The 20,408-nt window shown below is 72.4% G+C and carries 20 protein-coding genes; 8 read left to right on the top strand and 12 right to left on the bottom strand.

The features are described from left to right. Positions 1-472 precede the first annotated feature (472 nt). Positions 473-1,759, bottom strand: coding sequence for a tyrosine--tRNA ligase (gene tyrS, locus AB0L34_RS25060; protein ID WP_363707083.1), 1,287 nt, complete (start codon positions 1,757-1,759; stop codon positions 473-475). A 79-nt stretch (positions 1,760-1,838) separates the two neighbouring features. Here tyrS and AB0L34_RS25055 point away from each other — a divergent pair, with 79 nt between their 5' ends. Then, positions 1,839-2,249, top strand: coding sequence for a PaaI family thioesterase (locus AB0L34_RS25055; RefSeq protein WP_357461814.1), 411 nt, complete (start codon positions 1,839-1,841; stop codon positions 2,247-2,249). 127 nt (positions 2,250-2,376) lie between these two features. On the opposite strand, the gene AB0L34_RS25050 is transcribed toward AB0L34_RS25055, so the two are convergent. Together AB0L34_RS25050 and AB0L34_RS25045 are read right to left on the bottom strand one after the other, a co-directional pair. Further along, complete coding sequence (locus tag AB0L34_RS25050) at positions 2,377-3,021, bottom strand: hypothetical protein (RefSeq protein WP_350709856.1); 645 nt, start codon at positions 3,019-3,021, stop codon at positions 2,377-2,379. A gap of 54 nt (positions 3,022-3,075) precedes the next feature. Then, complete coding sequence (locus tag AB0L34_RS25045; RefSeq protein ID WP_363707081.1) at positions 3,076-3,558, bottom strand: GNAT family N-acetyltransferase; 483 nt, start codon at positions 3,556-3,558, stop codon at positions 3,076-3,078. Between the two features lie 167 nt (positions 3,559-3,725). On the opposite strand from AB0L34_RS25045, the gene AB0L34_RS25040 reads away from it, so the two are divergent. Beyond that, the gene (locus tag AB0L34_RS25040) at positions 3,726-3,944 is read left to right on the top strand and encodes a hypothetical protein (protein ID WP_363707079.1); all 219 of its coding nucleotides are present in this window, start codon (positions 3,726-3,728) and stop codon (positions 3,942-3,944) included. Between the two features lie 161 nt (positions 3,945-4,105). Here AB0L34_RS25040 and AB0L34_RS25035 read toward each other — a convergent pair whose 3' ends face one another. From AB0L34_RS25035 to AB0L34_RS25020, 4 genes are all read right to left on the bottom strand, one after another. Next, on the bottom strand, positions 4,106-4,762 hold the full coding sequence (locus tag AB0L34_RS25035; RefSeq protein WP_363707077.1) for an SGNH/GDSL hydrolase family protein: 657 nt from the start codon (positions 4,760-4,762) through the stop codon (positions 4,106-4,108). A 716-nt stretch (positions 4,763-5,478) separates the two neighbouring features. Beyond that, the gene (locus AB0L34_RS25030; RefSeq protein ID WP_363707075.1) at positions 5,479-6,468 is read right to left on the bottom strand and encodes a BtrH N-terminal domain-containing protein; all 990 of its coding nucleotides are present in this window, start codon (positions 6,466-6,468) and stop codon (positions 5,479-5,481) included. Continuing rightward, on the bottom strand, positions 6,465-7,322 hold the full coding sequence (locus AB0L34_RS25025; RefSeq protein WP_363707073.1) for a MerR family transcriptional regulator: 858 nt from the start codon (positions 7,320-7,322) through the stop codon (positions 6,465-6,467). Before AB0L34_RS25025 ends, AB0L34_RS25030 begins: the two co-directional genes overlap by 4 nt. A 290-nt stretch (positions 7,323-7,612) precedes the next feature. Further along, on the bottom strand, positions 7,613-8,554 hold the full coding sequence (locus tag AB0L34_RS25020) for a LysR family transcriptional regulator (protein WP_363707071.1): 942 nt from the start codon (positions 8,552-8,554) through the stop codon (positions 7,613-7,615). Between AB0L34_RS25020 and AB0L34_RS25015 the strand changes: the two genes are divergently transcribed. After that, positions 8,532-9,929 carry an MFS transporter gene (locus tag AB0L34_RS25015; RefSeq protein WP_363707069.1) on the top strand — a complete coding sequence of 466 codons (1,398 nt, stop codon included), beginning with the start codon at positions 8,532-8,534 and terminating at the stop codon, positions 9,927-9,929. The two genes, AB0L34_RS25020 and AB0L34_RS25015, sit on opposite strands and share 23 nt — an antisense overlap. Before the next feature lie 115 nt (positions 9,930-10,044). On the opposite strand, the gene pdxY is transcribed toward AB0L34_RS25015, so the two are convergent. Beyond that, complete coding sequence (pdxY, locus tag AB0L34_RS25010; protein ID WP_363707068.1) at positions 10,045-10,896, bottom strand: pyridoxal kinase PdxY; 852 nt, start codon at positions 10,894-10,896, stop codon at positions 10,045-10,047. Positions 10,897-11,183: 287 nt separating this feature from the next. Here pdxY and AB0L34_RS25005 point away from each other — a divergent pair, with 287 nt between their 5' ends. Next, positions 11,184-11,597: a hypothetical protein gene (locus AB0L34_RS25005; RefSeq protein WP_363707066.1), complete on the top strand. Its 414-nt coding sequence runs from the start codon at positions 11,184-11,186 to the stop codon at positions 11,595-11,597. Positions 11,598-11,775: 178 nt separating this feature from the next. Here AB0L34_RS25005 and AB0L34_RS25000 read toward each other — a convergent pair whose 3' ends face one another. Next, the gene (locus tag AB0L34_RS25000) at positions 11,776-12,138 is read right to left on the bottom strand and encodes an STAS domain-containing protein (RefSeq protein WP_363707064.1); all 363 of its coding nucleotides are present in this window, start codon (positions 12,136-12,138) and stop codon (positions 11,776-11,778) included. Between the two features lie 245 nt (positions 12,139-12,383). On the opposite strand from AB0L34_RS25000, the gene AB0L34_RS24995 reads away from it, so the two are divergent. Continuing rightward, positions 12,384-13,139 carry a GAF and ANTAR domain-containing protein gene (locus tag AB0L34_RS24995; RefSeq protein WP_363707062.1) on the top strand — a complete coding sequence of 252 codons (756 nt, stop codon included), beginning with the start codon at positions 12,384-12,386 and terminating at the stop codon, positions 13,137-13,139. Positions 13,140-13,188: 49 nt separating this feature from the next. On the opposite strand, the gene AB0L34_RS24990 is transcribed toward AB0L34_RS24995, so the two are convergent. The 3 genes from AB0L34_RS24990 to AB0L34_RS24980 all read right to left on the bottom strand — a co-directional run bounded on the left by AB0L34_RS24990 (position 13,189) and on the right by AB0L34_RS24980 (position 16,266). Further along, positions 13,189-14,442, bottom strand: coding sequence for an amidohydrolase family protein (locus tag AB0L34_RS24990; protein WP_363707060.1), 1,254 nt, complete (start codon positions 14,440-14,442; stop codon positions 13,189-13,191). Then, positions 14,439-15,212, bottom strand: coding sequence for a 6-phosphogluconolactonase (locus AB0L34_RS24985; RefSeq protein ID WP_363707058.1), 774 nt, complete (start codon positions 15,210-15,212; stop codon positions 14,439-14,441). The genes AB0L34_RS24990 and AB0L34_RS24985 overlap by 4 nt, the downstream gene beginning before the upstream one ends. 79 nt (positions 15,213-15,291) lie before the next feature. Beyond that, complete coding sequence (locus AB0L34_RS24980; protein ID WP_357461795.1) at positions 15,292-16,266, bottom strand: LacI family DNA-binding transcriptional regulator; 975 nt, start codon at positions 16,264-16,266, stop codon at positions 15,292-15,294. A gap of 103 nt (positions 16,267-16,369) precedes the next feature. On the opposite strand from AB0L34_RS24980, the gene AB0L34_RS24975 reads away from it, so the two are divergent. From AB0L34_RS24975 to AB0L34_RS24965, 3 genes are all read left to right on the top strand, one after another. Then, a complete protein-coding gene (locus AB0L34_RS24975; protein ID WP_363707056.1) occupies positions 16,370-17,617 on the top strand; it encodes an AGE family epimerase/isomerase in 1,248 nt (415 codons plus the stop codon). Beyond that, positions 17,601-18,899 (top strand): enolase C-terminal domain-like protein, encoded by a 1,299-nt coding sequence (locus AB0L34_RS24970; protein WP_363707054.1) that lies wholly within the window; start codon positions 17,601-17,603, stop codon positions 18,897-18,899. Before AB0L34_RS24975 ends, AB0L34_RS24970 begins: the two co-directional genes overlap by 17 nt. A gap of 33 nt (positions 18,900-18,932) precedes the next feature. Continuing rightward, the coding region (locus tag AB0L34_RS24965) for a DUF4127 family protein (RefSeq protein ID WP_363707052.1) at positions 18,933-20,408 on the top strand (1,476 nt) is incomplete at its 3' end.

The following is a 20,408-nucleotide window of genomic DNA, read 5'->3' as shown; positions in this document are numbered from 1 at the left end:
GGACCCCCGACCCGGGGCATCTCGTTCACATCCCCGCCGCTCTCGCGCCGGGCACTTTTACTACGTTACCCGCCGGTTTCCGCCGTGTCAAACCGCTCTGCCGCGATCCACACCACTTCAACCCAAATTTCCGGGCACCACCAACGAACCGGCTTCCACCGTTCGATCGTGGCTTCCGACAGACCGGCCGCCGCGGTCACCCACGAACACGCCCGGCTCCCTGCCGGCGTCGAACCATACCCGGTCGGCTCCGCCCCACCAAATCCACCTCACGGCGAATCCGGGGCACCGCCCGGTCCCGGGCCCGAGAAGCACAACCCCCCGAACCGGAAGCTCATTCCCACGCTCCGGCCTCCAGGACTTTCGCCCCGTTTCGTCCGTTCCGCGCTGGCAGAGAGAAAGTTACGCCCCCGGCGGATTGATCGTCAAATCCGCCGGGGGCGTCGCCCGTCACACTCGCGCGGGCGTACGGCTAGTTGCGCAGCTCGACCCCGGCGAACGACCGCTTGCCGCGGCGCAGCACCAGGTACCGGCCGTGCAGCAGGTCCTCGGGGCTCACGGTGGCGTCGGTCTCGGTGACCCGGTTGTTGTTGACGTAGGCGCCGCCCTCGGCGATCACCCGGCGGGCCTCCTTCAGGCTCGGGACCAGCCCGGAATCGCGCAGGAGCCCGGCGACGTCGGGCAGCTCGTCGAGGTGGACGAGGCCGGCCTCGGTCAGCGCGGCGCGCAGCGTCGCCGGCGTGAGCTCCTCCAGCGAGCCCCGGCCGAAGAGCGCCTGGCTGGCGGCGACCACCTGCGCCATCTCCCGTTCGCCGTGCACGAGCGTGGTCAGCTCCTCGGCGAGCGCACGCTGGGCCGCCCGGGCGGCCGGCCGCTCCGCCGTCTCCTTCTCCAGCGCCTCCAGTTCCTCCCGGGAACGGAAGCTGAAGTAGCGCAGGTAACGGCTCACGTCCCGGTCGTCGACGTTGACCCAGAACTGGTAGAACGCGTACGGGCTGGTCATCTCGGGGTCGAGCCAGATGGCGCCGCCCTCGGTCTTGCCGAACTTCGTCCCGTCCGACTTCGTGACCAGCGGGGTGGTGAACGCCTGCACCGGGCCGGCGCCGCGCCGGCGGATGTAGTCCACCCCGGCGGCGATGTTGCCCCACTGGTCGGAGCCGCCGAACTGGAGCTGGCAGCCGTGCCGGCGGTGCAGCTCGAAGAAGTCGTTGGCCTGGAGCAGCTGGTAGCTGAACTCGGTGAAGCTGATCCCGCTCTCCAGCCGCGCCTTGACCACCTCCCGGGCCAGCATCCGGTTGACCGGGAAGTGCTTGCCGACGTCGCGGAGGAACTCGACCACCGACATCTCGGCGGTCCAGTCGAGGTTGTTGACCAGTTGCGCGGCGTTCTCGCCCTCGTACGAGACGAAGGGGGCGAGCTGGTCGCGGATCCGGGCCACCCAGCCGGCGACCACCTCGGGCGGATTGAGGGTCCGTTCGGCGCTCTCCTTCGGGTCGCCGATCTGGCCGGTCGCGCCGCCGACGAGCAGCAGCGGCCGGTGCCCGGCGAGCTGGAGCCGACGGGCCGTGGTGACCTGCATGAGGTGGCCGACGTGCAGGCTCGGCGCGGTCGGGTCGAAGCCCACATAGTAGGTGGCGGCGTTGCCGTCGAGCAGCGTACGCAGCTCGTCGAGGTTGGTGGAGTCCTGGATCAGGCCGCGCCACCGCAGGTCATCGGTCAGGGAGTCCCGCCCGGGCGGCGGGAGGCTGCTGTCGGTCACGGTCACCCATTCTCCCCCATGACCGGGCGCCTGCCGTAGCGGGTTTGCGCAGCGGGCGGCGGCGTAGGCTGGCGACGCCATGATCGGGAAGGGGAACGCCGTGGACATGCCGGATCTGACGGGCGGCTTCGTCGCCCTGCTCGGCCTCAAGTTCGACGAGGTCAGCGGGGACCGCGTGGTGATCCGCTGGCAGGTCCGCCCCGACCTCCACCAGCCGTTCGGGATCCAGCACGGCGGCGTGTACTGCTCGGTGGTCGAGACCGCGGCCAGCGTCGGCGGGTCGGTGTGGCTGGGCGACCGGGGGCGGGTCGTCGGCGTGTCGAACCAGACCGACTTCCTGCGCGCGGTCCGCGACGGCGAGCTGACCGCCGTGGGCACCCCCGTGCACCGGGGGCGCAGCCAGCAGCTCTGGCAGGTGGAGATCACCGACGCCGACGCCCAGCTCGTCGCCCGCGGCCAGGTGCGACTGCAGAACCTCACCCCCGCCTGACCCGCACCCCGGCCCGGGGAGCGGTGGCGACGCTCAGCCGCAGGCCTCGTCCAGCACCGGCTCCCCGGCGTCGTCGCGCGGCGGCCCGGCCGGCCGGCCGGTGAATCCTCGTCCGCCCGGGAGGCGGTCAGGCCCGCTCGGCGACCGGCGGGGCCGTCAGGTCGAGCACGTACGAGCGGCCCTCGGGGCGGAAGCCGAGCCGGTGGTAGTAGGGGGCGACCATGCCGGGCGGGGTGACCACCCGGCGGAACCCCCGGTCGGTGAAGAGGCGGCTGCGCCGGTAGACGAACTCGCCCGGGGTGAAGTCCCGGAACCGCCGGGTGACGTAGTCGAGGTCGACCTGCGCCACACCGTCGGGCTCGGCGTGCGACAGCACCACACCGACCACCTCGTCGGCCCGCAGCACCAGGAAGGCGGAGCGCTCGGCGGAGGTGCCGGGCGGCCAGCGGAAGCCCGGGTTGAAGCGGGCGATGTCCGAGCCGTGGACGCGCAGCGTGTGGGCGAGGAACTGATCGTCCACGCCGACCTCGACCACCTGGTAGGTCGCCTCGTCGTGGCGGGTGGCGAGCATGGCGCGCAGGTACCAGACGTTGATCACGGCCAGCACGACGTTCAGCCCGACCATCGGCCAGACCTGCACGGCGGCGTTGTAGCCGATCAGGATCAGACACCCGAGCAGGTTCAGGGCACGCAGCCGGAGGATGCGCGTCTGCAGCAGCGACCAGACCAGCAGCGCCGAGCCGGTCCAGCCGATGAGTTCCAGCCAGTCCACCCCGCGAGAGTAGTGGTCACCCGGGTCAGCCCGCGCGGCGGGCGCGGGGCCGGTTCAGCGGTCGGCGAGCTCCAGCACCCACTCCTCCACCTCGGCGCCGCGGCCGTTGGCGTACCCCTTGTCCTCGCCCGTGACGACGAAGCCGCACTTGCGCAGCACCGCGAGCGAGGCCCGGTTGTCCTTGGCGGCGCGGGCGTGCACGGGCCGCTGGGGCAGCTCGCGCAGCAGGGCGCCGAGCGCGGCGGTGGCGTAGCCCCGGCCCCAGCGGCGCGGGTCGATCCAGTAGCTGACCTCGGTCTTGTCGTCGACCGGGAAGGCGGTCACGTGGCCGACCACCTCGTCGTCGACGACGACCGTGCGGGCGACGATCCGCTCGTCGGCGCGGACCCGGCGCCAGTGCGCGTCGAACCGCGCCCGGTCGGTCGGGTCCTCCGGGCCGAAGGCGGCCATCCAGTTGGCCTCGACGTCCTGCTCGTGGTCGAAGAAGTGGGGCAGGTCGTCGTCGCGTACGGGGCGCAGGCGCAGGTCGGCGGTCACGGGCCCGAGGATAGGGCCAGGCGGTGACATCGCGGACCTCGCGTCACGCCCGCTCCGCCGCGTTCGCCAGGCCCGGCAGCGCCCCCGATCACGCCCAGGGCGGACACGGACGCCCGTCGGTGCGCGATTCGGGCGCGCCGGGCCGGCGCCGCACGGACAATGAGCGGATGACACGAGCGGTACGGGGCGCGCGGGCGGGCGGGACGCCCGTCGGCACGGCGGCGGGCGCGGCGTCGCTCGGAGCGCTTGCCGTGGGCGCGCTGGCCGTCGGGGCGCTGGCCATCGGTCGGCTGGCGATCCGCCGGGCGGTCGTGCGGGAGTTGCGCATCGGCCGGCTGGAGATCGACGAACTGGTCGTGCGCGAGCGCCCCGCCGGCGACGGGTAGCGGCCCGACGGTTACGCGCGGCTGTCGACCGAGACGTGGTGAATTCCGCGCTGGTCGTCGTCCATTCGCCCGGCGATCCCGTCAGCGCCCGCCAGCCGACGGGCCCGGTGGAGAGCCCGTCGGCGGACATCCGTGGTCCCGCCGTCTCCTCTCGCGGATCGTCACGGGACGGCTGTCGGGGCGGTTGCCAGGTCCCGGGCGGCGACCGCCCGCAGCCACTGCTGGGCCAGCAGGGCGTGACCCGGTTGCGTCAGGTGCACGCCGTCCGCCGTCCAGACCTGCTCGTCGGCTGTTCCGGCACCGAACAGGTGGTCCACCGTGACCAACGTCGCGTCGAAGTCGACGGCCAGTTTGCGCACCACGTCGGCCTTCGGCCCGAGGTCTTCGCGCCACGCCCGCTGTCCGTCGTCGAGCGGAATGAGGAAGGGCTCGATCAGGATGACGGCGGCGTCGAGCCGCCGTCGGGTCAGGTCGAGGATGTGCCGGTAGTCGCGTTCGAAATCCTCCACGGTGGTGGGGTCGTCGGCACTGTACCGGCGCCAGGTGTCGTTGATGCCGATCAGCACCGACACCACCTGCGGCGCGAGCCGCAGGCAGTCGTCGTCCCACCTGGCGCGCAGGTCGCGGACCCGGTCGCCGCTGACGCCCCGGTTGAGGAAGGTGACGGCGTGCTGCGGGTGCCGGGCGGTGAACCAGGCCGAGGCCATCATGGCGTATCCGCCACCGAGGTCGTCGGACCGCTCGCGGTTGCGTCCCGCGTCGGTGATGCTGTCGCCGATGAACAGCACCCGTCCGCCGGGTGGGATCTCTTCTGTCATCACGAGCCTCCATTGCGTCGCGTGGGCCGGTGCCGGAGCCGGGCAGGGCGATCGTACGCGTGCCCGGCGGAGAGGTCGGCTGGTCAGGATCGGGGTAGGGGGCGACTCCATTCCGGGTGCACCGCCCGCGTCGGGGTGACGTCGTCGCGGGTGCGGTCGACGGCGACGGCGGGCGCGAGCCGCTCCGGTACGCGCTGCGCCGCGCGTACGCCGACCGGCTGCTCGGCGTGCAGCCGCGCGACGGCGGGCCGGATCTGGTGGCGGTGAAAAAACGGTCAGCAGTCGACCGTCTGGTACTTCGTCCCGAACGGGCGCGCCTTGCTGCTGACCTTCGATCCCGAGGCGGATCTGAGCATGGGGCTGGGACCAGTACGTCGAGCAGGAGTCGCTCTACCGCGACGTCCCCGAGGACCTGGTTCGCCTGGTACGCAACCGCCCGCCCAACAACGAGTCGAGCAAGGTCACCGATCGGGAGACCGGCGAGCGGATCCACTCCGCCTGCGGCGTGTTCTGGTTCGACGACGAGCAGTGACGGGTGGCCGAAGGTCTGTTGGACCACTGTGATCAGACGGGTATCGACCCGAGGATCGGGTCCGGATTCGACTACAGCCTGGCTGTCTACCGCTTCGGTCACGACTTCCTCACGCCGAATCCGTTGTCGAGGATCAGACGTCCGGCTGGTTCATCGACGCCGACGAAGGCGCTTGTCGAGGTGGTCAGTCGGTGCGAATGCCGGTCAGGATCTGCATGGCGTGGCGCTCCTTTTCCGCGAGTTCGGTGAGGAGTGCCGAGGCGCGGGTCAGGTGGTCGGGGTCGCCGGTTTCTCCGGCGGCCGTGATGTGGTGGGAGACCTCGGTCCATGACGGGGCGATCTCGGCGTACAGCCGGTGACCGAGGCGGACGTTGTCGTCGTCGACGATCGTGGCGCATTCGGCGAGGAAGTCGCGGTACATGGCGCGGAACAGGGCGCCGCCGGTCCCGCCGCGTTCCATCAGCGCTGCGGCCAGCGGGAGGTCGCGGGACGGGTCGCGGGAGCGGTCGAGCCAGCGTGCCACCTGTCGGGCCGCCTTGTCGATGCCGCGATGGCCGAGGTTGGCGATGGGTGGGTTGAGGAAGGCGTGCGCGTTGTTGCGGATGGCCGCCCGGATGGTGTGGCCCAGATCGGGCCGGTCGGTGGGGCTGGCGATGGTGTAGGACAGGTTGCGGGCGGTCATCGGTCCGCGTTCGTTGCGGGCCCGTGCCAGGCTCGTCAGCGTGGTTGCCACGGTGCCGCCCTGCTGGGCGGTGTCGATCAGGTAGGCGTGGGTGTCGTCGTAGCCGTACACCGCGGCGAAGTGGGCCCCGAAGTGGACTTTCGTGCTGAAGTAGTCCAGGTGGTAGGAGTCCAGTTGCAGGCCGACCGGGCGTCCGGCGGTGAGGGCGGCGACCACGTTCTGCCACGCCTTACGGGGCGAGGCGGTCTCCTGGATGTGCAGCGTCAGGCCCAGCCGGTCGGCCACGGTTCGGGTGATCGTGGTCGGCTTGGTGCGGCCGCCGAGGAACGGAAAGTCCATGTTCTTGGCGTCCCAGTAGACGAAGCCCAGACCTTCGCCGAGGCCGAACAGCATGGGCTCGGACAGGTCGACGCCCTCGTGGCGCAGCAGGGCACCGAGCGTGGTGGTCTCGCAGTGCTGACCGGCGGGGAACGCCACGTTATCCATGATCATTCGGTCTCCTGGTCTGCTGGTCGGGACGGGCCGGACGGGGGTCGGACCGGCCAGGCGATCTCCGTGCGGAGCGCGGCCGTGGGTGTGCCGGGTGCGGGCGATACGAGGTAGCGCTCCTCGGCTGGGCCCACCAGCGCCCGGTCGTGCTCGGCGATCCAGCGTCCCAGCGACCGGTAGGCGGTCTCGATGTCGTCGTAGCCGCCCTCGTGGGCGCTCACGGCGAGCAGGCAGCCCGGCAGTTCCCCGGGCGCAATCGCCGCGGTCGGCCGGGGCGGGCGCGCCACCGGCGCGAACAACTCCACCTCCAACTCCGCCGCGTCGAGGTCGTCGCTGAGGTATCGGGTCCCGACCGGCCCCGCCGGGGCGATCCCCTGCGCGGCGAGGCCGGCGAACAGCCGCGCGAACCCGGGCGCCAGCGCCTCGGCCAGCCCGCTCAGCGGGGTACGCACCAGCATGCGGGCGGTGGGCTGGGGATCGCGCCACCGTTCGTACACGTGTAGCCAGCCCGGCACGCGTCCCGGCTCGGCCAGCACGGCCCCCAACCGCCCCGCGATCTCGTCGAGCCGGGCCGCCCGCGCGGCCACGCGTTCCCGGTGCCGTTCGATGACGGCGCGGGTCTGCTCCGGGGTTTCGGCCGCCAGGATCTCGGCGATCTCGGGCAACGGCACCTCCAGCTCTCGCAGCCGCCGGACCAGCCCCGCTCGGTGGAACTGGTCGACGCTGTACCGGCGGAAGCCGGTATTCGGATCGACCGACGCCGGGACGAGCAGACCCAGCCGGTCATAGTTGCGCAGCACTCGAACGGACAACCGGGTCGCTCGCGCGAACACCCCGATCGGCATCAACCCCGTCACCGGCGCCTCCAACAGCCTCGACCCTCCCCCTGGGAGAGTTTCAACCCCGGCCCGGCCTCTGCCGCACCGACCACGGAACGAATCATCATGGAACGGGTCCGGCCGGCCATGTGCCCGGCACGCCTCGCGGGCCGCGCGCCCGGCAGCTCGACGTCATGTGGGCTGAACCGGTCGGCACGGGTCCGCGCAACGTGCGTTGCCGGCGGCAACGTCCCCTCCGGCTCCGCGAACAGCGACCCGTACTGCCTCATCGGGGACAGGGGTGACGCCGGAGCGCGTGCCGTCCGGTGTCAGGCGCGGCGGCTGGCCCAGCTCGGCACCCAGGCCTCGGCTGGAGTGGCCGGCCGGGCGGCCGTCAGGTGCTGCCGGAGCGCGGTGAGGGTGGGGTGCGGGTTGCCCGCGAGGTACACGAACGAGTGCGGGTAGACCGGCGTGGGGTTGCGCAGCGGGATGCGACGCAGGTCGTGGGTGGTTGGCCAGATGTACCGGTCACCGCTGCCCACGAGGGTGGCCAGGTCGGCGGAGTCGGCGATCGCGTCGAGCAACACCTCGGTGCCGAAGTTCGGGCCGATCGCGTCGATCCGAAGGTCGAACGCTTCGGTGAGCTCGTCGTAGTAGGCGGCCCACTCGGTGCCCCGCTTGATGCCCGGGATCCAGATGCGGTGCCCGGCCAGGTCGGCCGGGGTCAGCGAACGAGCAGCGGCAAGCGGGTGGGCGGGGCCGACGAGCAGTTGCAGCGGGTCGTCCAGGGCCCGCTCGACCAGGATGCCGTCGGGTAGCTCGCGGGCGGGTACGGGCACGGCCCGGAAGGTCGCGTCGATCTCCCTGGCGCGGACGGCCTCGATGGCCGTCTCGACGTTGGCGTTCGACAGCGTGACGACGTCGAGGTCGGTCCCCGGGTGCGCCCGGTAGAAGCGCTGCATCGTCACGGCCGGGGCGATGCGTCGGTTGAGGACGTCGACGCGCAGCGCGCGTTCGCCCGGCCGGACCGAGGCGGCGGCCCGTTCGGCAACCCGGAGCAGTTCGCGGGAGTGCGGGAGGAACGCCTGCCCGTCGAGGGTGAGCTGGGCGCCACGGGCGGTGCGGGTGAAGAGGGTGACGCCGAGGCGGCGTTCGAGGTTGGCCACGCGCTTGGAGACGGCCTGCTGCGTGATCTCCAGGTCGATGGCCGCTTCCTGGAACTGTCCCGCGTCGGCGACGGCGACGAAGGTGCGCACGGCCTCGATGTCCACGCCCAGATCATACGGCTGCACAAACGCTGGTTGTGGCTCGCCAGCGCGTTCGTTGTTGGATTCCTGGCAATCTGAGCTGGTCGAATCGTCGCCGTCAACGATTGGTTGTGACGGGAGGATCGGCGTGGGGCAACGTCTGGGGCGTTCGTTCGGGTGGTTGTGGTCGGCGTTCGCGGCCAGCACCATGGGTACCTGGTTGGGGTTCGGGGCGTTCCCGCTGATCGCGATCCAGGTGCTCGGCATCGGCCCGGCCGCGGTCTCCGCGTTGGCCGCGGCGGGGCTGGCGGTGGGTGCGGTGCTGGCACTTCCCCTCGGCCCCTGGGTCGAGCGGCAGCGCAAGAAGCCGGTCATGATCGCCGCGGACGTCGTCCGTTTCGCAGCCCTGCTGAGCATCCCGATCGCCTTCGCGTTCGGGCTGTTGACCTACACCCAGCTGCTGATCGTCTCCGTGATCGGGGCGGCGGGGAACATCGCGTTCGTCTCCGCGAGCGGCGCATTTCTGAAGTCGATCGTGCGCCCCGACCAGCTGCTGGCCGCCAACGGGCGTTTCGAGTCGACCACCTGGACGGCCACCGCCGTGGGGCCGACCCTGGGCGGGGCGGCCATCAGTCTCATCGGGCCGGTTGTCACCCTGATCGCCAACGCGGCCGGGTTCCTGCTGTCCGCGCTCGGGATCGGCATGATCCGGGAGCGGGAACCACGCCCGGCGCGCGGGACGGCCACCCGGCTACGCGGTGCGGACCTGTCGGACGGGTGGCGGTTCATCCTCGCCGACCGTGAACTGCGCGCGCTCTTCCTGAACACCGTGGCCGTGAACGCGCTGATCATGGCAACCGAACCGCTGCTGGCCGTGCTGCTCCTCGGCGACCTGAGCTGGGCGGCCTGGCAGTACGGCCTGGCGTTCGGGCTTCCGTGCGTCGGCGGATTCGTCGGCGCCCAGCTCGCCCCGCGTCTGGAAGCCCGCTACGGGCGCCGCCGGGTCCTGCTCGTCTCGGGGGTGCTGCGCGCGCTGTGGCCGATCGGCCTGTTCTTCGTGATGCCCGGCGCGGCCGGCGTGGTCCTGGTGATCGCGGTCGAACTGGGGCTGATCACCTGCATGGGTCTGTTCAACCCGCTGTTCGCCACCGAGCGACTCGAGCGGGTACCGGCTGACCGGGTCGGCCGCGTGCTGGTCGCGTGGAACATCACGGGCACCGGGGCGATCGCGGTGCTCACCGCGCTGTGGGGCGTTCTGGCCGGGGCCACCGACGTACGCGTCGCGATCGGTGTCGCCGGCGTGCTGCTCCTGGCCACCCCGTTCCTGCTCCCGCGCCGCTCCGCCACGCAGTCGCCGGCCACGGGGCCTGCGCGGCCGTTCGCCAGTGCTGCTCGATGACCGGGCCATGCCCGATCCCGGTCGGACGGGCTCTGGCCCGTCCGGCCGGCTGTTCTCCGATGGCCGGGCCACGACCCGCCGGCGAGGCGTCAGACGTACGATGCCATGCGCACGGTCAGCGCAGCCGCCGGGCGGTGAACCTGGTCGGCGGCTCGGCGATCGCGTCCTGGGCCGCGATCAGCTGGATCTCCCGGGTGCCGGCCGCGAGGGTCGCCTCGAGTACGGCGAAGACGGAGGCGATGGTGCGTTCCAGTGCCGTCGCGGGCGAGCCCGTCGTCCGCAGATGCGCGAGGTACAGCGCCGCGGTGACGTCACCGCCGCCGTTCGGGCTGATCGGCAGCAGCGGCGTGGTCACGGCCCAGGCGCCCTCGTCCGAGACGGCCACCACCTCCAGCGACCCCTCCGGCACGTCGCCGTGGAGCACGCTGGTGACCAGGACGTGCCGCGGCCCCGTCTCGCGGACCACGTCGACCGCGTCCAGCAACTCCGCCAGCGAGTTCGTCGTACGGCCGGCGAGGAAGTCCAGCTCGAAGTGATTCGGGGTGATGATGTCCGCACGCGGGACGACGACGTCCCGCATGAACTCCGGGATGCCGGGCCGGACGAACATCCCACGGCCGGCGTCGCCCATCACCGGGTCGCAGCAGTACACGGCAGCCGCGTTGGCCGCCTTGACCTTCTCCACCGCGTCGAGGATCACCGCGCCCATCGCCGGGTCGCCCTGGTAGCCCGACAACACCGCGTCGGCGCTGCCGAGGACCCCGCGGTCCGCGATGCCCGCGATCACCTCGGCCACGTCGGCCGGCGCCAGCAGCGGCCCTCGCCACGCGCCGTACCCGGTGTGGTTGGAGAAATGGACCGTCAGTACCGGCCAGACCTCGTGCCCGAGCCGCTGAAGGGGAAAGGCCGCCGCCGAGTTGCCGACGTAGCCGTAGGCGACCGAGGACTGGATGGACAGGATCTTCACCGGCTCATCATGCCGGTTCCCGCCGATGCCACACGTACTGCCCGCCGTTTCTGTCGGGTGACCCACTCCGGGCCCTAGCGCGATGGCAGGACCACTGACGGGGGCTTCCACCACCGGAGACCGTTGGAGCCGTGCACAGCGACCCGCAGCTCGCAGCCGCCATCCGGAACCTGTTGGCCACCTCGGCAAGCTGACCGAAGGTGGGATCCGGCGGGCCGGCGGCGACCACGTTCGACGCAGCGGTTAGTCTGCGCTTGTGCGGGAGGCGATGTCCTGGAGCAACCTCGATGGCTGATGCCGACGATGTCCGTCGCCTGGCACTGGCGCTGCCTCACGTGGTCGAGATCGACAGTGACGGCTTCGACTTCCGGGTAGCCGACAAGGGTTTCGTCTGGTCCTACCCGGAGCGCAGACCCGGTGCGCCGCGCCTCATCCGCACCGACATCGCGGTGCTGTACGTCGGCGACGAAGCGGAGAAGCAGGCGTTGCTCCTCGGCGAGCCCGAGGTCTTCTTCACCACGCCCGCGTACGACGGGCTGCCCCTGGTGATGCTGCGGCTGGCGCAGGTGACCGTCGACCGCCTGCAGGAACTCGTCACCGACGCGTGGCGTATGCGCGCCCCGGACTCGCTCGCCGGCAACCTCGACGACGCGGATCCGTCGCGCCCAGACCTGAGAAAGGCCGCCCAGGAGGCCAGGTAGCACTGGCCCCAATGCCGCAGGCGGAGCCTGCGCAACGCTGCTCGACCGCTCGGCGACCCGCCAGGTTTAGGTTGATCAACTTCGGGTACGTCTGCCGGCAGGCGGGGTCGACCCGTGGCCGGGGGCAGCACGGGTCCGCCGGCCCGGCGTACGACCGGAGAGCGGAGTGAAAGGCAGGTCACTCGGTGGTGAATTCGTCCCTGAGGCCGACCATGTTCAGGACGGCGACGGTGATCCGGGACGGCCTGCGCACGACCAGCGAGCAGCCCCGTGCGGCGACTCGCCGGCGCACGGTCAGCAGCGCGGTGATCCCGGCCGCGCAGAAGAAGCTCACCCCGCTCAGGTCGAGCACCAGCACCGGAAGCGGTCGGCCGGACGTCACCCGGTCCACGAGGTCGACGAGCAGGTCCACGGTCCCCATGTCGATGGGCCCGCGGACCTCCACCACCGTCACCGGGCCCTCCGCGACGACCGTGAGGGACAGGATGGACTGGCGGGTGATTTCCGACGGTGCCGGGTGCGACGCCTGATGGACGGACATGAGCTGCTCCTCGGTGAGGATGTCCGGACCGGGTCGGTGCTCGGCCCACCGTCGGTGGGCGGCACTGGTCCTGGGCTCATGTCCGAACCCACGTCGACCCTAGCCGCGTCCCGTCCGATGCGCACCCCCCGTCCGAGCGCGTGCGCTCGTTGATCAGATACACCCGACCGGCGCTCCTCAGGGAGCGGGCCAGGACGGTACGTCACGTCAGTGGAAACCCACGGACACGGTTTCAGGAGGTAGCGGTGGTGTCCGATGCTGCTGATTCGCACCTGGCCTCGGCGTACGGCCGGCTGCTCGCCCTGCTCGTCGACTCGCCTCACGTCGACGTGTTCCTCGACCAGGTCGTCCGGGTCGCGGCCGAGGTCGTCACCCCCGCCGTGGCCTGCGGGCTGACGGTGCGCCGGGACGGTGGCGTCTTCACCGTCGCCGCCAGCGACGACCTCGCCGCCCAGGCCGACGAGATCCAGTACGGCGCCGACGAGGGTCCCTGCCTCCAGGCCCTGCGCAGTGGACGGGCCGTCGAGGTCGTCGACCTGCGCGAGGACGGCCGCTGGTGCCGCTACCGGGAACACGCGCTCCGGCTCGGCATTGTCAGCTCGCTGTCACTGCCGATGACGGTCGACGGCGAGACCGTCGGCGCGTTGAACCTGTACGGCACCGGTCCCGCCGCCTTCGATGAGCGGGCACGCCGGCAGGCCGTGACGTTCACCGACCAGGGGACAGCCGCGCTGACCGTCATGCTCCGCCAGGCCGACCAGGCACTTCTGCATCGGCAACTCACCGACGCGATGGCCTCCCGCAGCGTCATCGACCAGGCCCTCGGTGTGCTGATGGGCCAGCAGCGATGCACCGCCGCGGAGGCTTTCGCCCTGCTCCGGCAGGCGTCCCAGCACCGTAACCGCAAACTGCGTGACGTCGCCGCGGAGATCATCAAGCAGGTGACCGGCACGTCCCCGCAGCCGGCTCCCGGATTCGTGGCGCCCCGCCCGCACACCTGACCGGGCAGGGCGGCAGGTTCGGCAGCACGGCCAGGAGGCGGCTGACCGGTCAGCCCGGTGGCCGGCCCTGGTCGACAGCCGCATCGGTCGTCATCCGGTGGCCCTTGCCGCACTCAGCAGATGCGCTGTTGCCGGCATGGACGGCCACGCCGCCGACGATCGTGGCGAGCAGCCGGGGTTCCGCCTGCGGTGGCGGGCCGTCGGGTCCGCGGACGAGCACGAGGTCGGCTCGGGCCCCCACGGCGACGACTCCCCGGTCGGGTGATCCGAGCAGCCGGGACGGCACGGTCGACGCCATCGACCACACCTCCGCGAGACCGAAGCTGGTCTGCCGCAGCGCCCACCGGACGCAGTCGAACAGCGAACGGCCGCTGCCGGCCAGCAACTCGGTGCCGGTCAGGCTGAGCCGGCCGTCGGCGTCCACGGTGACCGAGCCGCCGACCGGGGTGTGGTACTCGCCGGGCGGGCAGCCGGCGAGGGCCGCCGAATCGCTGACCAGGACCGAGCGTTCGACGCCCTTCGCCCGCACCATGGCGGTGAACGTGTCGGCGGGGAGGTGGTGACCGTCGGCGATGAAGCTCGCCGTCAGGGCCTCCGCCGCCAGCTGCGCCCACAGGTGGTTGGGATGCCGTGGCAGGACGGCGTGCGACCCGTTCCCGAGGTGGGTGGAGAGCCGTGCTCCCGCGTGGACCGCCGCCCGCACCTGCTCCGGTGTCGCGGCGGTGTGTCCCAGGCCGACGACGATCCCGGCCTCGGTGGCGGCGCGGACGTACCGCGTCGCGCCGGGCCGTTCGGGCGCCAGCGTGACGAGGCGTACCAGGCCCGGGGCGACGTCGAGCCACTGCGTGAGCTCCCGCGGGTCCGGGTCCCGGACGTGCCGCCGGTCGTGCGCGCCACGGGGGCCGTCCGCGTCGGCCAGGTAGGGGCCTTCGACGTGTACGCCGACGACGACCTCGGCGACCAGGGGGTCGCTCGCGCGGGCGGCGGCTATCACGTCGAGCGTGGAGAGGATCTTCTCCTGGCTGGCCGTGATGATCGTGGGGCAGTACGACGTGACGCCCCGGCGGCACAGCGACCGGGTCAGCTCGACCACGGTGGCGACCGACACGTCGTCGGCGTTGACGTCCGCGCCGGCGAATCCGTTGACCTGCAGGTCCACCAGCCCGGGAAGGATCGTGGGCTGGTCCGGCGTCGGCTCGGTCTCCTCGATGGACGAGATGCGGTCGCCGGAGATCCGCAGCCGCACGGGGCGACCGTCGGCGAGCCGGCCCTCGACGCGCGTCTGCTGCCCCGCTGGGGTCACGTCAGCTCGTCCAGGCCGCTCGCGGCTGCCGCGTCGGCGTGCACCGTCACCGACCGGTGCGTCCGGAGCGCGCTCGCGGGGCAGGCCGGGCCGATGGGTCCGGTCAGGGCGAGCCTCAGCGCGGCCGCCTTGTGCCGGCCGTGCACGGTGACGACGATCGAGTTCGCGCTCAGCAGCGTCGGCACGGTCAAGGTGACCGCCTGGGCCGGCACGTCCTCCAGCCGGGCGAACAACCCCTCGTCGACCTGCTGTTGACGCGAGACCGGGTCGAGTTCGACCACCCGCACGGCGGCCGGGTCGTCGAAGCGGGCGATGTCGGGCTCGTTGAAGGCGATGTGTCCGTTCACGCCGATGCCCATGCAGGTGAGGTCGATCGGGCCCTGCGCCAGCAGAGCGGCGTAGCGGACGGCCTCGGTGACCGGGTCCGCTTCGGGCCGCAGTCGCGTGAACGACCCGAGCCCGGCGACCGCCAACCGCTGCTGCAACCACTGCCCGAACGCCTGGGGATGCGCTTGCGGAAGTCCCACGTACTCGTCCATGTGGAAGGCGTGCACCCGGGACCAGTCGATCGAGGCATCGCGTACCAGCGCCGCGAGCATCTCCTGCTGCGAGGGCGCCGCCGCCAGCACGATCCGGGCGCTGCCACGGGACGCGATCGCGCCACGGATGACGTCTGCGGCGACGCGTGCGGCGCCGGCGCCGGCGCCGGCCGGATCCGCTGTCACGTGCAGGGTCACGTCGTCCGCACTCAGCCCCGCCGGCACGCCCATTCCGTCTCCTCAGGCTCTGCAATCGGTTGCACAGACCCTAACGACGAAGCGTCGGCGGGTCAACACGTTGCGGCAGCGGTCAGGCGGCGGGACCGGTCGAGGCGCGGAGGGTGAGTTCGCCGTCGAGGCGGATCTCCGCGGTCGGCTCACCCGAGCCGCAGCGCTGCAGCAGTTCCACGGCCACGTGCCCCAGTCGCTGCACCGGGGCCGTCACGGTCGTCAGGCGGGGCGTGACGGTACGCGCCAGCAGCACGTCGTCGCAGCCGATCACGCTGCGCTCCTCCGGCACCCGCACCCCCGCGTCGGCGAGTCCGGCCAGGACGCCGCACGCCATCAGGTCGTCGAACGCGAAGGTGGCGGTGCAATCGGTGTCCAGCAGCGCCCTCGCCGCCGCCAGCCCGCCCTCGAAGGACGCCGCGAAGGGCCCGAGGTCGACCAGCGTGACGTCGGACCGGACCGCCCACGCGTGGATCGCGTCGGCCCGCTGGCGCGCCGCCCACGAGGCGGACGGGCCGCGCATCATGGCGACCCGGCGGTGACCCAGCTGCTCCAGGTGCCGGCCGGCGGCCTGCAGGGCGCGCGTGTTGTCGCAGGTCACGCCCGGCAACCCCCGGATCCGCCGGTTGATGACGACGCACGGCAGGTCGTTCACCTTGTCCTTGAGCCCGGACGAGGACCGGGGCGACGCCAGCAGCAGGCCGTCGACCTGGCCGGCGAGGTGACGGATGAGCTGGGGCTCCGCGGCGGCCCTCTCCTCCGTGTCGACGAGCAGCACGGAGGAGTCCAGCTTGTCGGCCGCCTGCTGGATGGCCCGCACCAGGGGCGGGAAGAAGGGGTTGGTGATGTCCGGGACGAGCAGCCCGATCAGGCCCGTCCGCCCGGTCACCAGGCCGCGCGCGGCCTTGTTGGGCTGGTAGCCCACCTCGCGGGCCGCGGCGTGGATGCGTTCCCGGAGCTCGGCGTTCACCACGTGCGGCCGGCTGAAGGCACGCGAGACGGTCGACGCGGACACGCCACACGCCTCTGCGATCGAGTAGATCGTCGGCCGCTTCATTCGGTCCTCCTGTTTCGGGTGTCGCCGCGCTCGCTGAATGTGAAGCGTGCCGCTACTCTAGCCACCGACACGGAATGCAAGCGATTGCACCAGGAGGGGTCGGATGGCGTCTGAGGCCCGGGTCCAACTCGAGAACGTGATCCTGCCCTTCTGGCTGCGCCACGGCGTCGACGAGCGGCGGGGCGGCTTCCACACCTGCTTCGACAACCGCGGCCGCCATCTCGTCTCCACCGACAAGTTCACCTGGTCGCAGGGGCGGTTCGTGTGGCTGCTCGCGCGAGCGGCCCGGCTGGCCACGGACGGACTGCTGGACGTCGACGCCGACCGCCTGGTGGCACTGGCCGAACGCGGTGCCCGGTTCCTCGCCGACCACGTGGTCCGACCCGACGGCACGTGCCACTTCGTGGTCACCGAGGACGGCACCCCCACCCACGGTCCGGCCGGCGAGACGCACAGCGTCTACGCGGACTGCTTCGTGGTGATGGGACTGGCCGAACTGGCCCGCACGACCGGGTCGACGGCGTGGCTGGAGGTCGCCGAGCCGCTGCTGTCCCGGGCGACCGCGGACATCCGGGCGAACCGCGCGGCGACGCCGCCGTACGCCGTCCCCGACGGGCATGTCGCCTTCGGCCCCCGGATGATCCTGCTCAACACCCGCCTGGAGCACGCGCGGGCCCTGCTCCACCTCGACCGGATGACCTCGGGCACGCTGGCCGACCTCGCCGCCGACCGCGACGCCATGCTCCGCCACCGCACGCCCGACGGCACCTTCCGGGAGATGATTCCCGACCTGCCCGACGACACCTCCCTCGTCGCCCGGCACCGGGTCCCCGGGCACGCCCTCGAAGGCGTCTGGGTCGCCCTGGAGGCGGGTGACCTTCTCGGCCAGAGCGACGAGGTCACCGACGCCGAGCTGCTGACCAGCATCGGGGCCCTCTGCGCATCGGCCTGGGACAGCCGGCACGGGGGGCTCTTCCGCTACGTCGACGCCGAGGGCGCCACGGAGCCGCGCGGCACCGGGGGTGACACACCCTACGAGAGGCTGGTCCGTTCGACCTGGAGCACGAAGCTGTGGTGGGTGCACACCGAGGCGGCGTACACCACGGCGCTGGCCGCACGCCGCTACGGCGACCGCGACGCCGGGCGGTGGGCGGAGCTGATCTGGGAGTACACCCTCAGGACGTTCCCCGGCCGGGACGAGGGCGAGGAGTGGGTCCAGATCCGCGACCGCGGCGGACGCCCGCTGGACCAGGTCGTGGCGTTGCCGGTCAAGGACCCCTTCCACATCGCCCGGAACCTCATGCAACTGGTCGAACTCGGTGCCGAGGTGCCCGTTGACAGCCACCGCTGACACCGACATCACCGTCCGCGACGCCCGGGTCCGCTTCCGGGAGATCGCGCTGGACCAGCCGTTCATGATCAGCGGCCGCGCCATCACCTGGTTCACCCTCGCCCTGGTCGACGTGGTCGCCACGAACCGCCGCGGCGAGGCCGCGACCGGCCGGGGCGCCTCGGTGCTCTCCGTCCCGTGGTCATGGCCGACATCGCGGCTGGACGTCAGAGAACGGGACGCCGCCCTGCGCCGCCTCACCGAGCGGTTCGCACACGCCGCGCTGGGTGCCGAGCCGGCCGACCCCGTCGGCACGTGGCTCCGGCTGCACGGGACGGTGGCCGACACCGGTGCCGCCGTCGAGGACGCCCCGATACCCCGGCTGGCGGCGCTGCTGTGCCTCGGCGCGGTCGACAACGCCCTGCACGACGCGTGGGCACGCGCGGCGGGCCGCCCGGCGCACACCATGTACACCAGCGACCACCTCGCCCACGACCTCGGCGCGTGCGTGGATCCGACGTTGGCCGGCCGGTACCCGGGTGAGTTCCTGACCGCACCGCGCCGGCGGCTGCCGGTCCAGCACGTGGTCGGCACCTCCGACCCGCTGCGGCCCGGCGACGCCGGCGGCGGGCGGTCGCTCGAGGAGTGGCTGCGCCGGGACGGCGTACGCCATGTGAAGATCAAGGTGGCGGGTCGCGATCCCGACGCCGACGCGCGGCGGATCGCGGACGTGCATCGGGTGGCATCGGCCCGGACGGCCGACGTGATGCTGTCGGTGGACCCCAACGAGGGCTACCCCGGGCCGGCGGCACTCGGAGCGATGCTGGACGCCCTGGCGGCGACGGCACCCGACGCCTTCCAGGCCGTGGCCTTCGTCGAGCAGCCCTGGCCCCGGGACAGCAGCCCGGATCCGGCCGCCGTGCGGGAGCAGAGCCGGCGCCGGCCCGTACTGATGGACGAGAGCCTGCACGACCCGGCGCAACTTCGCCACGTGCGGAGCGACGGCTGGTCGGGAGTCGTGGTGAAGGCCGGCAAGGGCCAGACGCCCGCCCTGCTCACGTACGCCTTCGCCCGCGCCCGCGGGCTCTTCGTGACGATGCAGGACCTCACGGCGGTGGACGCGGCCCTCGCCCACTCGGCCCGCCTGGCGAGCGTGTTCGACCTCTCCGCCCCGCACCTGGAGTACAACAGCCGCCAGTACGCGCCGACCGGCAACCGCGACCTCGCCGGTCGGCTGCCGGCCCTGGTCACCGTCGACGACGGCGTGATCGTCCTCGACGAACCGACGCCCGGCATCTACTGACGCCGCACCGACCGCGATCCCGAGGAGGACGAAATGACCCGCGTCGCCCTGCTGCCGCCGGACGAGAGACCCAACACCCGTGGCTACGCGGTCGCCATCGGGGCGTGCGCCGGGTTGGACGTCGTCACCCCACCTCCCGCCGCCATGCCGTCGTTCCGGCAGCCGGCGGACACCGCAGCCCTGGCGCGGTGGCTGCGGAAGATCGCCACGGAGGTCGACCACGTCGTCGTCTCCCTGGAGTTGCTCGTCCACGGCGGGCTGATCCCGTCGCGCAACACCGACGACCGGATCGGGCAGGTGCTGCCCCGCCTCGACGTGCTACGCGAGATCGACGTGCCGGTCACCGCCTTCGGCGTGGTGACCCGACTGCCGTCGTACGACAACGCCGCCCGCTCCCGCCAGGAACCGGCCTACTGGGCCACGCACGGGGCGCGGCTCGGCGCGTTGTCGACCCTCTGGGACGCGCACGACCTGGGCGAGGCGACGGCCGAGGCGGTCGCCGCCGCTCGTGGACAGGTGCCCGACGCCTACGTGACCGACCTGGTACGCCGGCGCGCGCGCAACCACGCCGTGCTGCTCGCCGCGCTGGAGATGGCCTCCGACGGGATCCTGGACACCCTCGTGATCTCGTCCGACGACACCGCGCCGCGGGGACTGCCGGCGGCGGAGCGGCGACAGTTGCAGCGCTGGATCGATCGGCTCGGCGTCGACGTCCTCACCTACCCCGGCGCCGACGAGGTGCCCAGCGTGCTCGTGGCGCGCGTGGCTGCCCAGGTCCGGGGAATCGCCCCGAAGATCGCCGTCGACTGCCCGGACGCGGACGGCCTGGACCGGATCGCCCCGTACGAGGACCGGCCCGTGCGGCTCGGCCTCGCCAACCAGGTTCGTGCCCTCGGAGCCGTGGAGGTCGCGGACGCCGACGACGCCGACCTGGTGGTCGTCGTGCACCCGCCCGCGCCGGAGCCCGGCGACTGGGTGCTCGACCCACCCGACGCGTCCGCCGACACCGGCTGGACGGCCGTGGCGGACGCGGTCGCGGCCCACGTCGCCGCGGGGCGCCGGGTGGCCGTGGCGGACATCCGCTTCGCCAACGGCAGCGACCCCCAGTTGCTCGCCGGACTCGACGACCGGGGCCTGCTGGGCCGGCTCGTGTCCTACGGCGGCTGGAACACCGCGGGCAACACCATCGGCACCACCCTCGCCGCCGGTGTCACGCCGGCGCTGTCGGACGCCCCTCGGTCGCAGGACGCCCGCGACCGGTTCCTGGCCCGCAAGATCATCGAGGACGGGCACTACCTGCCGGTCGTGCGGCGACGCCTGCAACAGGAGGCGGCGCGGCGGGGACTGACCGACCCACCGCTCGACGAGCTGCCCGACGTGCACGCGCGGATCACGCGGGATCTGCACCGGTGGGCGACCGGCACCCGGACGCTGTCCGGCTGGACCGTGACGAACGCCCGGCTGCCCTGGTCGTACACCTTCACCGTCGACTTCGACCTGACGCCCCCG

Source organism: Micromonospora sp. NPDC052213 (assembly GCF_040679695.1).
GTDB lineage: Bacteria > Actinomycetota > Actinomycetes > Mycobacteriales > Micromonosporaceae > Micromonospora.
This window is presented reverse-complemented; position numbering and strand designations above follow the sequence as displayed.